Source organism: Pseudomonas sp. F8002, assembly GCF_013385495.1.
Classification (GTDB): Bacteria; Pseudomonadota; Gammaproteobacteria; order Pseudomonadales; family Pseudomonadaceae; genus Aquipseudomonas.
Window position 1 is genome coordinate 1 of sequence record NZ_JACAPW010000021.1, and the last position, 289, is coordinate 289.

Below are 289 nucleotides of genomic sequence, written 5' to 3' on the forward strand. Positions count from 1 at the left end.
GGAGTGCCCTCACTCCGGCCAGCGTGGTTTAACGGGGCGCCTAAGATCAAAATCAAGATCAGAAGCAAGAGCACAGCGGCCTGAAAGCCGGCTTGAGTGTTAAAAGCTAAATCAAAAGCTAAAGCGGGCACGGTTCAAATGTGGGAGCTGGCTTGCCTGCGATGGCATCACCTCGGTGTGTCTGGAAGACCGAGGTGTCTGCATCGCCGGCAAGCCAGCTCCTACAGAAAAGCAGCTCTGCTTTCGCTCTGGTTTTTGATCTGGCTGTTAAACACTCAAGCCGGCCGGT